The sequence below is a fragment of the Planomonospora alba genome, from assembly GCF_039534085.1.
GTDB classification, from domain to species: domain Bacteria; phylum Actinomycetota; class Actinomycetes; order Streptosporangiales; family Streptosporangiaceae; genus Planomonospora_B; species Planomonospora_B alba.
On the sequence record NZ_BAAAUT010000038.1, the window covers coordinates 36,066 to 49,963 of the forward strand.

The 13,898-nt window shown below is 74.9% G+C and carries 14 protein-coding genes; 8 read left to right on the plus strand and 6 right to left on the minus strand.

Annotated features, from left to right (window positions below; genetic code table 11):
- Nucleotides 1-15: 15 nt before the first annotated feature.
- Together ABD823_RS22350 and ABD823_RS22355 are read right to left on the minus strand one after the other, a co-directional pair.
- Complete coding sequence (locus ABD823_RS22350; protein ID WP_344862677.1) at nucleotides 16-2,478, minus strand: VIT domain-containing protein; 2,463 nt, start codon at nucleotides 2,476-2,478, stop codon at nucleotides 16-18.
- On the minus strand, nucleotides 2,475-3,155 hold the full coding sequence (locus tag ABD823_RS22355) for a MerR family transcriptional regulator (RefSeq protein ID WP_344862679.1): 681 nt from the start codon (nucleotides 3,153-3,155) through the stop codon (nucleotides 2,475-2,477). Before ABD823_RS22355 ends, ABD823_RS22350 begins: the two co-directional genes overlap by 4 nt.
- Before the next feature lie 113 nt (nucleotides 3,156-3,268).
- On the opposite strand from ABD823_RS22355, the gene ABD823_RS22360 reads away from it, so the two are divergent.
- The 5 genes from ABD823_RS22360 (at nucleotide 3,269) to macS (ending at nucleotide 8,024) form a co-directional block, all read left to right on the plus strand.
- Entirely contained in the window at nucleotides 3,269-3,736 is a 468-nt protein-coding gene (locus ABD823_RS22360) for a Dps family protein (RefSeq protein ID WP_344862681.1), read from the plus strand.
- A 225-nt stretch (nucleotides 3,737-3,961) separates the two neighbouring features.
- Nucleotides 3,962-4,579, plus strand: coding sequence for an NAD(P)H:quinone oxidoreductase (gene wrbA, locus ABD823_RS22365; protein WP_344862683.1), 618 nt, complete (start codon nucleotides 3,962-3,964; stop codon nucleotides 4,577-4,579).
- 88 nt (nucleotides 4,580-4,667) lie between these two features.
- Nucleotides 4,668-5,624 (plus strand): lactonase family protein, encoded by a 957-nt coding sequence (locus ABD823_RS22370; RefSeq protein WP_344862685.1) that lies wholly within the window; start codon nucleotides 4,668-4,670, stop codon nucleotides 5,622-5,624.
- Nucleotides 5,625-5,795: 171 nt separating this feature from the next.
- On the plus strand, nucleotides 5,796-6,821 hold the full coding sequence (locus ABD823_RS22375; protein ID WP_344862687.1) for a 6-phosphofructokinase: 1,026 nt from the start codon (nucleotides 5,796-5,798) through the stop codon (nucleotides 6,819-6,821).
- 90 nt (nucleotides 6,822-6,911) lie between these two features.
- Nucleotides 6,912-8,024 (plus strand): MacS family sensor histidine kinase, encoded by a 1,113-nt coding sequence (gene macS, locus ABD823_RS22380; RefSeq protein ID WP_344862689.1) that lies wholly within the window; start codon nucleotides 6,912-6,914, stop codon nucleotides 8,022-8,024.
- 43 nt (nucleotides 8,025-8,067) lie between these two features.
- On the opposite strand, the gene ABD823_RS22385 is transcribed toward macS, so the two are convergent.
- The gene (locus tag ABD823_RS22385; protein WP_344862691.1) at nucleotides 8,068-8,694 is read right to left on the minus strand and encodes a copper chaperone PCu(A)C domain-containing protein; all 627 of its coding nucleotides are present in this window, start codon (nucleotides 8,692-8,694) and stop codon (nucleotides 8,068-8,070) included.
- 133 nt (nucleotides 8,695-8,827) lie between these two features.
- Between ABD823_RS22385 and ABD823_RS22390 the strand changes: the two genes are divergently transcribed.
- A complete protein-coding gene (locus ABD823_RS22390; protein WP_344862693.1) occupies nucleotides 8,828-9,466 on the plus strand; it encodes a response regulator in 639 nt (212 codons plus the stop codon).
- A gap of 108 nt (nucleotides 9,467-9,574) precedes the next feature.
- A complete protein-coding gene (gene thiI / locus ABD823_RS22395) occupies nucleotides 9,575-10,777 on the plus strand; it encodes a tRNA uracil 4-sulfurtransferase ThiI (RefSeq protein ID WP_344862695.1) in 1,203 nt (400 codons plus the stop codon).
- A gap of 46 nt (nucleotides 10,778-10,823) precedes the next feature.
- Here thiI and ABD823_RS22400 read toward each other — a convergent pair whose 3' ends face one another.
- The 3 genes from ABD823_RS22400 to aroF form a co-directional block, all read right to left on the minus strand.
- Nucleotides 10,824-11,108, minus strand: a complete 285-nt coding sequence (locus ABD823_RS22400) for a YiaA/YiaB family inner membrane protein (RefSeq protein ID WP_344862697.1) — start codon at nucleotides 11,106-11,108, stop codon at nucleotides 10,824-10,826.
- 184 nt (nucleotides 11,109-11,292) lie between these two features.
- Nucleotides 11,293-11,511 carry a hypothetical protein gene (locus tag ABD823_RS22405; protein WP_344862699.1) on the minus strand — a complete coding sequence of 73 codons (219 nt, stop codon included), beginning with the start codon at nucleotides 11,509-11,511 and terminating at the stop codon, nucleotides 11,293-11,295.
- A gap of 327 nt (nucleotides 11,512-11,838) precedes the next feature.
- Nucleotides 11,839-12,876, minus strand: coding sequence for a 3-deoxy-7-phosphoheptulonate synthase (gene aroF, locus ABD823_RS22410; RefSeq protein WP_344862701.1), 1,038 nt, complete (start codon nucleotides 12,874-12,876; stop codon nucleotides 11,839-11,841).
- 368 nt (nucleotides 12,877-13,244) lie between these two features.
- Between aroF and ABD823_RS22415 the strand changes: the two genes are divergently transcribed.
- Nucleotides 13,245-13,865 carry a molybdopterin-dependent oxidoreductase gene (locus ABD823_RS22415; protein ID WP_344862703.1) on the plus strand — a complete coding sequence of 207 codons (621 nt, stop codon included), beginning with the start codon at nucleotides 13,245-13,247 and terminating at the stop codon, nucleotides 13,863-13,865.
- Nucleotides 13,866-13,898 lie beyond the last annotated feature (33 nt).

A 13,898-nucleotide genomic window follows, 5' to 3' on the forward strand; every position in this document is an offset into this window, starting at 1 on the left:
CCGGCCGGGGAGGTCTCAGCGCTTCCAGAAGGGGCGCCGGCCCTCCGGCTCGCCCGGGTGCCCGCTCAGGGCCTCCAGGGTCCGCACGGCGCGCCGCCACAGGGCGTCGGCGTCCTCGGCGGGCCCGACCCGCGCCAGGTCGCGCGCCAGGGCCTCCAGCTCGGCGTGCCCGCCGAGGAAGACGGCCAGGGCGGCCAGGCGGCTGCCGAGGTCGGACAGGTAGCGCAGCCGCTCGGCGGGCGGGAGGGAGCCGGCGGCGCGCAGCCGCCGGAGCTCCTCGGCCAGCTGCGTCCGCAGGGCCTCCTGCGCCCCGGCGGGGACGGGGGCGGGGGCGGCCGGGCGACCGGCGTGCCCGGCGGCCCCGGCCCGCATCGGCGCACGCGGGACGGAGACCCTCCCCGCGTCCGGGAAGGCGTCCCCGCCGGAGGCGTCTCCCGGCAAGGACTCCGCCGGGAGAGGGGCGGCGGGGAGACCGGTCGCGGGGAAGGCGCCGCCCGCCGCGGGCGCGGGCGCGGCGGGCGCCCCGAACGACGGCGCCCCGCCCGGGGGCGCGCCCGGCGCGGGCAGGGGCGTGGCCATCGCGGTGAACATGACCGGCGCGGCCGCGGCCGCCGGGGCCTCCCAGCCGCTCGGCTGCTCCACGGGCTGGACCACCCGGTGCTCCGGGCCGCCCTCGCCCACCACCCTGGTGTCGAGCGCGACGAACGCGGTGAACCGGCAGAGCACGCCGTGCTCCAGGGAGGTCGAGACGATCTCCTCCTCCAGCGAGCGGTCCCCGGCGGCGTAGCGGTCCTCCAGGTCGCGCAGCCGGGCGCGGGCCCAGACCGGCCGCGCCGCGGGGTTGTCCACCCGGGTCCCGGTGACGCGCCGCTCCCACGGCCGCCCCCCGGCGTCCAGCCCGCGCAGGACCACCGCTCCGGCGGGCGCGCCCCGGTAGCGGCCGGTGACGGTCAGCGGCACGCCCGGGAAGAGCGAGCCGAGCCTGCCGGCCGAGCCGGGCACCAGGTCGAGCCCGTCGCCCTCGACCGACAGGTCGGTGACGAGCGGCGCGCCGATCCTGCGGTGGATGTGCTCCATGGCCTCGTCCAGCCGGTCCTCGGACTCCACCAGCTCGCACCGGCCCGCGCCCAGACCGGCCAGCCTGCCCAGGAAGCCGGCGTTGACCGCCCGGTCGACGCCGACCGTGTGCACCCGCACCCCGGCGGGCCCGGCCGCGACCCGCGCCAGGATCCGGTCCTCGTCGCCGACCTGCCCGTCGGTGACCAGCACCAGCACCCGCTCGCGCGGCCCCTCGCCGAGCAGCGCGACGGCCCGCTCGAGGGCCTGGAGCATCTCGGTGCCGCCCCGCGCCTCCAGCCGGGCCAGGTACTCCACCGCCCGGTAGCGGTTGCGGTCGCTCGCCTCGGCCAGGCCCTCGCCGAGCGACCCGGGGTGCTCCACCACGGTGTCGAAGGCCAGCACCGCGAACCGGTCGCCGCCGGTCAGCGTGTCCACGATGCGGGCGGCCGCGCGCCGGGCGGCGACCATCTTCCAGCCCGCCATGCTGCCCGAGCGGTCCAGCACGAGCACGACGTCCTTCGGCGCGGCCGCCGCGGGCGCCGGCTCCGGGACGACGGCCAGCGCGAACGTGCCCTCGTCGCCGTCCCGCCCCGCGTCGGGGACGAGGGCCAGGGAGGTGGAGGCGCCGAACGGCAGCCGCAGGACGAAGTCGCGGTCCAGCCGCTCGCCCGGCGCCAGCCGTACCGTGAACCGGCCGGCCCCCGCGTCGCCGTCCCGGTGGACCACGTGCAGGCTGGAGCGGACCTCGCGCAGCTCCAGCCCGGCGGGGTCGACGGTGACCGCGAGCGAGAGCCGGACCGGGTCGGGGAAGCCGGGCAGCAGCACCGGCGGGGTGATGCGCGAGGCGTCGGGGACGGCGTCGGTGTCCGCCGCCCAGCCGTCCCCGGCCTGCTCGCCGCCGAGCGGGGCGCCGGGGATGTAGCGCGGGGCGACGACGAGGGGGAAGCGGAAGGTCGCCGCGCCGTCCTCGTAGGGGAGCGGCTGGTCGAGCGTGAGGCGTACGGTGACCCGCTCGCCCGGCACGAGGTTGCCGACCCGGATGGTGAAGACGTCGGGCCGGTCCTCCTCGGCGACGGCGGCGCGCCTGCCCTCGGCGAGCGCCCGGTCGTAGTCGGCCCTGGCCTGGCCGCGCTCCTTCAGCACGCCCTCGACGAGGTGCCCGTCGGCCTCCATGCGGAAGGCCGTCACCGCGGCCCGGTCGGGCAGCGGGAAGACGTAGGTCGCCTCCAGCGGCACGTCGAAGGGGTTGCGGAAGCACTGGGTCACCGTCACCCCGGCGACCAGGCCGGAGACCTCGGCGGCGACGTCCACGCTCTGCAGGGGCAGGTTGCCGCGCTCGGTGGCGAGCGCGCCCAGCCCGGCGCCGGGGACCGGCTCGCACTCGTCCGGCCGTAGCGGGGTGACAGAGTCGATCATCATGGCTGTCCTTCCGGAGAGGCGAGACCGCGCTCGCGCAGGACCGCCAGGAGCGCCTCGGCGGCGGCGGCGATCTCGGCGAGGTCGTCGTGGGAGGGGGTGCGGCCCACGCCGTCGAGCAGGAGCGTCACGCCCGGCGCCAGGCGCAGGGCGGGCACCGCGGGCACGGGCGGGGCCGCGGTGGACGGGGCCGCGCCGACCGGGGGCGCGGCGGGCGGTGCGCCGGGCGGGGCCGGATCCGGCCCCGCCCGGCCCGCGGGGGCGGGGAGCCGGCGGGGGTGCTGCGGGCCGTGCGCAGGCGTGCGGGGCCGGGCGGCGGCCCGGTCGGTCCAGAAGCGCGGGCGGGCGCCGCGGGGGGCCGGGGCCTCCTGCGGGAGTCCGTCCAGGCGGGCGATCGCCTCCAGGGCCTGGTCGGTCGCGCCGGCCAGCTCGGCCTGGATCTCGGCGATGCTCCTGCCCTCCGCCTGCCGCCGCTTGACGGCGACGAGCTGGAGCAGGTGGCGCCTGCCGTACAGGGCGACGCGGCCCCGGCGGGCCGAGGGCGGGTCGAGCAGGCCGATCGTGGCGTACCACCGGACGAGGCGCTCGTTGGGCACGTCCCTGCCCCGCCCGCCGCGCCCCGCGGCCGGGGGCAGGGCGGCGGAGGCCCGCTCCACCAGTTCGCCGATCGTCCACTCCACGCCCCCATCGTGACACTGCAATAATTACAGTGTCAACATAGGGCAGGTATTGATGGGTAGGGGCGTTCTGTCCCACAGGGACGACTGATGTCGATCAAGGGAGGGGACATCCCATGGCCACCATCACCGGCCCGCTCAAGCCCGAGGACAAGAAGGTCGTCGGAGAGGCCCTGCAGGGCGCGCTCGTCGACCTCCTCGACCTCTCGCTGCTGGCGAAGCAGGCGCACTGGAACGTGATCGGCCACAACTTCCGGCAGATCCACCTGCACCTGGACGAGATCGTCGCCTTCGCCCGGGCCCACGCCGACACGGTCGCCGAGAGGGCGGTGGCGCTCGACGTCACGCCCGACGGCCGCGCGGGCACCATCGCGAACTCCACGAAGGTCCCGCAGCTCGACTCCGGCTACCTGGACGTCGGGAAGGTCGTCGCCGCGATGACCGACATCCTGGAGTCCATCGGCCGCCGGATGCGCGAGCGCGTCGTGGCCACCGAGGAGGCCGACCCCGTGACGCAGGACATCTTCATCGCCATCACCCAGGACGTGGAGAAGCACCACTGGATGATGCAGGCCCAGCGCTGACCGGCGCTCCCTGCCCGCGAAGGCGCCCCGGCCGCGGCCGGGGCGCCTTCGCGTGCCCGCCGCGCGCCGCCGGCCGGGGATCCGGAGCAGGGAGATCGTCGGCCGGGACTCGGTCAGCGGACCGTCCGGATCGCCGGGCCGCGCGGGTCGCGGGCCGCGCCGCGGGTAGGGCGGGGTCGGGCGCCCGCGCCCGGCCATCTCCTTCGTCCGACAGGGGGCAGACCCATGACCGAGGTGAGAGTCTCCGTCATCTACTACTCCGCCACCGGCACCGTCCACGCGATGGCCAAGCGCCTGGCCTCCGCCGCCGAGGCGGCGGGCGCGAAGGTCCGGCTCCGGCAGGTGCCCGAGCTGGCCCCGGAGGAGGCGATCGCCTCCAACGCGGCCTGGAGCCAGCACTTCGACACCACCAAGGACGAGCCGAAGGCCGTGCCCGACGACATCGTGGAGGCCGACGCGGTGCTGCTCGGCACCCCGACCCGCTACGGCAACATCTCCAGCCAGCTCAAGCAGTTCATCGACACCCTCGGCCCGCAGTGGGCACAGGGTCTGCTGGCCGACAAGGTCTACGCCGGCTTCACCGCCTCGATGACCGCCCACGGCGGCCAGGAGTCCACCCTGCTCGCGCTCTACAACACCATCCACCACTTCGGCGGCATCCTCGTCGCGCCCGGCTACACCGACCCGCTGAAGTTCGCCGACGGCAACCCCTACGGCGTCTCCCACGTCACCGGCGGCGGCAACGACGACCCGCTGACCGACGCGCAGTACGCCGCCCTCGACCACATGGCCGCCCGGGTGGTGGGCGTCGCCCGGCGGCTGAAGGCCGGCGCCGCGGGCTGACGCGCGCCTCCCGGACGGGACGTGCCCGCCGTACGGCGACTGCGCTAAGGTCACGAACCGGTCAACGATCGATGACGGCTGGAGAATGATGGCGGAGATCGCGTACATCGGCGGATACACCCCGGACACCGGGGGGACGGGCACCGGGATCGTCGTGGCGGAGCGCGACGGCCGGGGCGGCCTGTCCCGGCGCGGCGAGACGCCGGCCTCCGGGCCGTCCTTCCTGGCCGTCCACCCCCGCCTGCCCGTGCTGTACGCGGTGGGGGAGGGCGAGCGGGGCACCGTGGAGGTCTTCGCCCGGGGCGCGGACGGCGCGCTCTCGCCGCTCGGCGGGCGCTCCAGCGAGGGCTCCTTCCCCTGCCACCTGGCGGTGGACCCGTCCGGCACGCTGCTGGCGGTGGCCAACTACGGCGACGGCACGGTGAGCGTGCACGGCATCGGCGGGGACGGGCGGCTCACCACCGTGCGGGCCTTCCCCCACCGGGAGGGCGCCCACGCCCACCAGGCGACCTTCGGCCCCGACGGCGTGCTGTACGTGACCGACCTGGGCACCGACGAGGTCCGCCGCTTCACGGTCGGGGACGGGCGGGCGGCCCTCCACCCGGACGGCCCGGTGCGGCTCGCCCCCGGCATGGGCCCCAGGCACATGGCCTGGGCGGACGGCCGCTGGTACGTGGCGGGAGAACTGGACGGCACCGTCCGCGCCTACGACGCGGACTGGCGCGAGACCGCCGCAGTGCCCGCCAGCGGATCGGAGGGCGAGAACCGCCCCTCCCACCTGGAGGTCTGCGGCCCGTTCGTCTACGTCGCCAACCGGGGGCCCGACACGATCGCGGTGCTGTCGCGGCCGGACCTGGACCGGGTCGCCGAGGCGCCCTGCGGGGGCGCCTGGCCGCGCCACTTCGCCGTCGCGGGCGGGCGGATGTACGTGGCCAACCAGAACTCCGGCGACGTCGCCGTGCTGCCGCTGAAGGAGGGCATCCCGCAGGAGCCCGAGCAGGTGTTCGCCGCCGGCACGCCGTCCTGCGTGCTGCCGCGGGGCTGAGCCGGCCGGGCCCGGCGGGCCCGGCGCGACATCCGGTACGCGCCCGGCGGTTTGGTCTAGACCATTGGGAGGCTCTGGGGGCAGAATGCCTTGGGTCGGCGGAGCCCCCGTCCGGCGCGTCACCCCGCTTAGTCTGGCCGTATCACCTCGGAACCACCACCGGAGGATGCCATGCGTATTGGAGTGCTGACCGGAGGCGGCGACTGCCCCGGCCTGAACGCCGTTATCCGCGCCGTCGTACGCAAGGGGGTGGGCGTCCACGGGCACGAGTTCGTGGGCTTCCGGGACGGCTGGCGCGGCCCGCTGGAAGGCGACACCATGCCGCTGGACATCCAGGCCGTGCGGGGCATCCTGCCGCGCGGCGGCACGATCCTCGGCTCCTCGCGGACCAACCCCATCAAGATCGAGGGCGGCGTCGAGAAGATCAAGGAGAACCTCGCCCAGACCGGGGTCGACGCCCTGATCGCCATCGGCGGCGAGGACACGCTCGGCGTCGCCAAGCAGCTCTACGACCGGGGCGTGAAGGTCGTCGGCGTGCCGAAGACGATCGACAACGACCTCAACGCCACCGACTACACCTTCGGCTTCGACACGGCCGTCAACATCGCCGTCGAGGCGATCGACCGGCTGCACACCACCGCCGAGTCCCACCACCGCGCGCTGATCTGCGAGGTCATGGGCCGCCACGCGGGCTGGATCGCACTGCACGCCGGCATGGCCGCGGGCGCCAACGTCATCCTCATCCCGGAGAAGCCGTTCGACATCGACCGGGTCTGCGCCTACGTCGAGTCCCGCTTCAAGACCCGCTACGCGCCGATCATCGTGGTCGCCGAGGGCGCCCACCCCATCGAGGGCCAGATGGCGCTGCAGACGGGCGAGCTCGACGCCTTCGGCCACGTCCGGCTGGGCGGCATCGGCGAGATGCTCGCCAAGGAGATCGAGAAGCGGACGGGCAAGGAGGCCCGCACCACCGTGCTCGGCCACATCCAGCGCGGCGGCACGCCCACGGCCTTCGACCGGGTGCTCGCCACCCGCTTCGGCCTGCAGGCGATCGACGCGGTGCACGAGGGCGACTTCGGCAAGATGGTCGCCCTGCGCGGCACGGACATCGTCCGCGTCGGCCTGGACGAGGGCACCAGGGAGCTGAAGACCGTCCCGGCCGGCCGCTACGAGGAGGCCGAGGTCTTCTTCGGCTGACGGGTCCCGCCCGGCGGGCGGGACGGCCCCGCCCGCCCGGGACCGCCCGCGGTCCGGCGCGCCCCGGCGGGCCCGGGTAGGGTCGCCCCCGTGACGGGAATCGAGGGGTCGTTCTGGCGGACCGTCGCGGTCTTCCGCGTCGCCTCGCTCGTCTACGCCGCGGTGCTGCTGGTCCGCGCCGGAGGATACGCCGACCCGGCGCTCGGCTGGCTGGTGCTCGCCGTCATGGCCGGGTGGACCGCGGCGACGGTCTTCGCCTACTCCGTCGAGGCCGCGCGCGGCCGGCCGCTGCTCGCCGCCGACATGCTGGTGACCGTCGGCTGCCTGCTGACCACCCCCGCGGTGCAGGGCGCCCAGCAGCAGGGCAGCATGCCGGTCACCGCCACCTGGATGGGCGGCGCCGTGCTCGCCTGGGGCGTGTACGGCGGGCGCCGGGCCGGCGCCGCGGCCGCCGCGATCGTGTCGCTGGCCGACCTGTGGACGCGCGGCGTGCCCGGCCCGGACTCCGGGGACCTTCCGGTCAACGGCACCGTGCTGCTCTTCCTCGCCGGCGTGCTGGTCGGCCACGTCGCCCGGCTGGCCCGGCGGGCCGAGGCGCGCATGCAGCAGGCGATCGAGATGGAGGCCGCGGGCCGGGAGCGGGAGCGGCTCGCCCGCGGCATCCACGACTCGGTGCTCCAGGTGCTCGCCCTGGTCCAGCGGCGCGGCCTGAGCCTGGGAGGGGAGGCCGCCGAGCTGGGCAGGCTCGCCGGCGAGCAGGAGGCCGCGCTCCGCGAGCTGATCGGGGCCCGCCCGCAGCCGCCCCCGGCGGGCACCGCCGACCTGTGCGCCCTGCTGCGGGCCCACGCCTCGGCCCGGGTCACCGTCTCCACCCCCGCCACCCCGCTGACGCTGCCCGAGCGGACCGCCCGGGAGCTGGCCGCCGCGGTCGGCGCCGCCCTGGACAACGTCGTACGGCACTGCGGCGACCGGGCCCGCGCCTGGGTCTTCGCCGAGGCCGACGGCGGCACGGTCACCGTGACCGTGCGGGACGAGGGGCCGGGCATCCCGGAGGGCCGCCTGGAGCGGGCCGCCGCCGAGGGGCGGCTCGGCGTCGCCCAGTCGATCCGGGGCCGGGTCGCCGACCTGGGCGGGACGGTGACCGTGGTGTCCGCCCCGGGGCACGGTACCGAGGTGGAGCTGTCCGTCCCGGCGGAGACCTGACGCCCCGGGCCGGCGCGGCGCCGTCGTGCCCGGCGGGCGCGGGTCAGTCGGTCCCGCCCTCCTGCGGGGCGGGCGACGGGCTCGCCTCCGTACCGGCGGGGGCGGGCGAGGCGGGCGAGGGGCTCACCGCCGGCGCGGCGGGCGAGGGGCCGCCCGGGGCCGAGGGGTGCGGGGAGGGCGAGAAACCGGCCCGTCCCGACGACGGCGGCAGGATCGGCACCTGGATGCGCGTGGCCCCCGCCTGCTGGAAGCGGAACTCCACGGGGACGAAAGCGCCGATCCGCAGCTGCCGGGTCGCCCCCGTCAGGGTGACCAGGGGCTCCGGGCCGGCGCCGACGGCCTGCCGTACGGGGAGGTCGACGCCGCCGCCGGTCAGCTGCGCTCCCTGGAAGGCGTCCGGGGCGCTGACGGAGACGAGCCGGTCGGGGGCGTCCCGCTTGTTGATGAGGACGACGCGCAGCGGGGCGCTGGAGCCCGCCTCCAGGAGCTCGGCGGGGTCCCCTCCGACGATGATGGCGTTCCTGATCACGATGCCGTCCTGGTAGCCGTTGCCCCCGTCGTTGGGGGCCAGGCGCTCGGCGTCGATCTCCGGGGCGAGCCGCGCGCCGCCGCAGGAACAGGTGGTCAGGACCAGCGCGGCCGCCAGCAACGCTCCGAAACGTCTTCTCATGTCACTCCTCCCGGCTCGTCCGGATCCCTCTCCTCCTTCCGTGGAGGGGTATCCCGCCCCCGATCCATTTTTTCGTCACGCCCCTGCGCCTGCGGGCGGGAGCGCCGGGCGGAGGCGGTAATACGCTGGTCGGATGCGCGTGATGGTGGTGGACGACCATCCGATGTGGCGGGACGCGGTGGCGCGGGACCTGGCCGAGGCGGGCTACGAGGTGGTGGCCGCGGTCGGCGAGGGGCGCCAGGCGCTCCGCGCGGCGGCGGCCGTGCGGCCCGGGCTCGTCGTGCTGGACCTGCGGCTGCCCGACCTGTCCGGGGTGGAGGTGGCCAGGGGGCTGGCCGCGGCGGAGCCGCCGCCCCGGGTGCTGGTGCTGTCGGCCAGCGGCGAGCAGGACGACGTGCTGGAGGCGGTCAAGGCCGGGGCCTCCGGCTACCTGCTGAAGTCGGCGAGCCGGGAGGAGTTCCTCGACGCGGTGCGCCGCACCGCCGAGGGCGACGCGGTCTTCACGCCCGGCCTGGCCGGGCTCGTCCTGGGCGAGTACCGCCGGCTGGCCGCCCAGCCCGCCCCCGCGCGGGGGCCGCGGCTGACCGAGCGGGAGACCGAGGTCCTGCGCCTGGTGGCCAAGGGGCTGTCGTACCGGCAGATCGCCGAGCGGCTGGTGCTCTCCCACCGGACGGTGCAGAACCACGTCCAGAACACGTTGAACAAGCTCCAGCTGCACAACCGGGTCGAGCTGGTCCGCTACGCCATCGAGCAGGGCTTCGACGAGTCCTAGGCGGGACTAAAGTGGCCCAGGCGCGGCGTTGCCTGTTGACGACCGCCCGCGACGCTCGGCGGCAGCCGTACGCACCCTTCTCCCCGATGTCCCACCGGAGGTTCCACCATGGCCCTGTCCGCACTGGGCGAGCCCTGCGTCCTGCTCAAGCTGGGCGAGGTCGTCCTGAAGGGCGACAACCGCGAGGTGTTCGAGCAGCGGTTGCAGGCCAACATCAGGGCGGCGCTGAAGGAGTTCGGCTTCAAGGTGGACGTGCGCCAGCGCCACGGCGTCATCGCCCTGTTCCTGCCGGAGGGGACGAGCGTCGAGACGGCCGACGCGGTCGCCGAGCGGGTCTCCTACGTGCCCGGCCTGGTCTGGATCCACCGGGCCTGGCGGGTCGCCAAGGAGCCCGAGGCGGTGACCAAGGCCGCGATCGAGCTGCTCGCCGACCGGGAGGACGTCAGGCGCGGCGTCACCTTCGCGGTCCGCTCCCGGCGCCGCGACAAGCGCTTCCCGCTGACCTCCATGCAGCTCGACCGCGAGGTCGGCGGTGCGATCAACGACACCTACAGGCTGCCGGTCGACCTGAAGAACCCCCAGCTGACCGTCTCCATCGAGGTGGACCGCGACGAGGTCTTCGTGCACACCGACGGCCTGCAGGGCCAGGGCGGCCTGCCGGTCGGCTCCAGCGGCCGCGCGCTGGTGCTGATGTCGGGCGGCATCGACTCCCCGGTGGCGGCCTACCGGATGATGCGCCGCGGGCTGCGGGTGGACTTCCTGCACTTCTCCGGCATCCCGTTCACCACCTCGGAGTCCATCTACAAGGCGTACGCGCTGGTGCGCGCGCTGGAGAAGTTCCAGGGCAGGGCGCGCTTCTGGGTGGTGCCGTTCGGCAAGGCGCAGCAGTCCATCAAGGCCTCCGGCCAGGACCGCCTGGCGGTCATCGCGCAGCGCCGCCTGATGCTGAAGACCGCCGAGGAGGTCGCCCACCGCATCCGCGCCGGCGCGCTGATCACCGGCGACTCCCTGGGCCAGGTCTCCTCCCAGACCCTGCAGAACATCACCGCCCAGGACGACGCCGTGGACCTGCCGATCCTGCGCCCGCTCATCGGCCTCGACAAGAGCGAGATCATCACCGAGGCCCGCCGGATCGGCACCCTGGAGATCTCCGAGCTCCCCGACGAGGACTGCTGCACCCTGCTGGCGCCCCGCCGGCCCGAGACCGCCGCCAAGATCGACGACCTGAAGCTGATCGAGCGGCGGCTGGACGCCGAGGAGCTCGCCGTGCAGCTGGCCGACTCCCTGCAGGAGTACAAGCCGGAGGGCTGAGGCCCGGGCGGGGTCCGTTCCGCGCCGGGACGCCGCGCGGGCGCGCTCAGTCGACCTTGAAGGGGTCGTGCTCGGTGAGGAGCTTCTCCAGGCGGGCCTGGTCGACCCGGGTGGTCACCTCGGAGAGCTCCTGGCGGTCGCGCACGCACTTGGCCAGGGTGAAGGTCGAGGTGACGACGTACAGCACGCCGATGGCCAGGAAACCGCGGACCCAGGCGTCCACCGGCAGGTAGACCAGGCCGATGGCGACGGCGGTGACGGACACGCCGAAGGAGATGATCGACTGGAGGTAGAAGGCGCTGGTGTTCTTGGGCTGGATCGCTCTCGTCATGCCCTCCACGGTCCGGCACCGGGGCCGGTCCGGGCATCCGCGCGGATACTCAGCCGCGCCTGAGTAGGGCGGCCCGGCGCCGCCCGCGGGCGGCGCGCGCCTCCCGCGCGGAGGGAGGCCCCGCCCGGGACACGGACGGGGCCTCGCAGGTGCGTTGCGGAGAACGCCTCACCTCACCGGCGGTCTACCACAGGCCGTAGCCGCCGTTGGTGCCGGTGCACAGGTTGGTGTTGGCGGCACCCTGCGGGCCGGCCGCGGACTGGTTGGCGTTGTAGAACGACCCGCCGAAGCCGTAGCCGCCGAAACCGCCGCAGCCGCCCGCGGTGGCGGCGGACGAGCCGGCCAGCACCAGCGTGGTCGCGGCGATGCCGGTGAGCGCGATGCGAGACAGGATCTTCCTCATGGGACTGGGTTTCCTTTCTTCGTCCTGCCCTTGCGGGCCGGAACTCCGACTGCGACCGGTCCCCGTCCGCACCGCCCGGTGACGGAGTGGAACCGATCCCACACCCCTCAATACCCATCACTCCACTCTTTGAACACACATAGTCACTGAAGTGCTACTAACAGTGAACAAGAGCGGTGAGTGCGGAAAAATCCGCCTTGTCCGTTCCTGTGTCCTCCGTCGGAGCGGGCCCGCTCCGGACCGCGACCGCACCCGCCGGAGCGGACCCGGCCTGGACCGAGGCCGTCCGCCCGGCCTGGACCGAGGCCGTCCGCCCGCCGGGCCGGGTCAGGCGGAGGCCAGCGCGTCGCCGACCGCGGTCTTGCCCAGCAGCGGCGGGAGCTGGCGCATCACCCGGGCCAGCTCCCGCAGGTCGCCGTTGACCAGGGCCTGCGGGCCGTCGCAGAGCGCCTGCTCCGGGTGGGGGTGGACGTCGATGATCACACCGTCGGCGCCGGCCGCGATGGCGGCGCGGGTGAGCGGCAGCACCAGGTCGCGGCGGCCGCCGGAGTGGGACGGGTCGACGATGACCGGCAGGTGGGACAGGCGCTGGGCGACGGGGACCGCCGAGACGTCCAGGGTGTTGCGGGTGGCGGTCTCGAAGGTGCGGATCCCCCGCTCGCACAGCACGATGTCGAGGTTGCCGCGCTGGGCGATGTACTCGGCGGCCATCAGCCACTCCTCGATGGTGGCGTTCATGCCCCGCTTGAGCATGACCGGCTTGCCGATCCCGCCCACCGCCTGGAGCAGCGCGAAGTTCTGCGCGTTGCGGGTGCCGATCTGCAGCATGTCCGCGTAGGAGGCGACCAGCTCGACGTCGTGGGCGTCCACCACCTCGGTGACGACCGGCAGCCCGGTCGCCTCCCGCACGCCGGCGAGGATGCGCAACCCCTCCTCGCCCAGGCCCTGGAAGGCGTAGGGCGAGGTGCGGGGCTTGTAGGCGCCGCCGCGCAGCAGGGTGGCCCCGGCGGCCTTGGCCATCTCGGCCGCCTCCAGCGTCTGCTGCGGGCTCTCCACCGCGCACGGGCCCGCGATCAGCGTCACCGTGCCCGGGCCGATCGGCACGCCGCCGACCCGGACCGTGGAGCGTTCGGGGTGGTTGTCCCGGCTCACCAGCTTGTAGGGCGCGGTCACCCGCATCACGTCGGCCACCCCCCGCATGCCGCGCAGGTTCAGCGCGCCGAACTGCGCGACGTCGCCGACCAGGCCGATGATCGTACGGCTCACGCCCCGGCTGACGAACGCGCTGCCGCCCGCCGCGGAGACGACCTCCACGATCGCGTCGACGTCTTCCTGGGTGGCCTCGGGGGCCATGACGATGACCATTTCTCTCCTTGGGTGAACGCGGGAAACGAAAAGGCCCCGGGTCCGATCGGACCCGGGGCCTTCGTGTTCGCCTGGCTGTCAGCGCAGCATCTGGAGGCGGACGGTCCGACCCACGGGTCCGTCGCCATAGAAAAACCAGAACACGGTACGCATCGCCCGCAATGCTAGCGCACCCCGCCCGCCGCGGACCGTCCCGTCTCAGCAGGCGGACGGCGGCTCTCCGGTGCGGCGGCGCGCGGCCCGCACGCGGCGGCGCGCGGCCCCGGGGCCGCGCGCAACGGGGAGCCCGCCCTCCGGAGGCGGAACGGGCGGTGGCAGGATTGCCCCGTGCCACCGGGGAAACGGCGAGGGGAGTTGGTGGGGGAGTGATGGTGGATCGGCCCGAGGATCCGCTGGAGGAGACCCGCCTGCCCCCGGGCCAGTACGTCCCGCGGGGGCACCCGGTGATCCACTACGGCAGGGTGCCGACGTTCCGCCCGGAGACCTGGGAACTGCAGGTCATGGGGGCGACCGCCTCGGGAGAGCCGTACCGCTTCTCCTGGCAGCGCTTCTCCGGGCTGCCCCGCACGACGGTCGTGGCGGACTTCCACTGCGTCACCAAGTTCTCGATCATGGGCTACGAGTGGTGCGGCGTCTCCGCGGCCACGCTGCTGGAGCTCGCCCCGCCCGCCCCGCAGGCGCGGCACGTGATGCTGTGGGGCGAGTACGGCTACAGCGCCAACGTCAGGATGAGCGACTTCGCCCGCGACCGCACCCTGCTGGCCGTGGAACTGGACGGCAGGCCGATCTCGCCGGAACGCGGCCACCCGGTGCGGGCGGTCGTGCCGCACCTGTACGCCTGGAAGAGCGTCAAGTGGCTGCGGGCGGTGGAGTACATGGTGGAGGACCGGCGCGGTTTCTGGGAGGAGCGCGGCTACCACAACGTCGCCGACCCCTGGCGGGAGCAGCGCTACTCGTACCAGGAGGAGCCGGGCGAAGGCCCCCCGTAAGCGGGCCGGTAACCGCGTTCCGCCCTGCTCGGC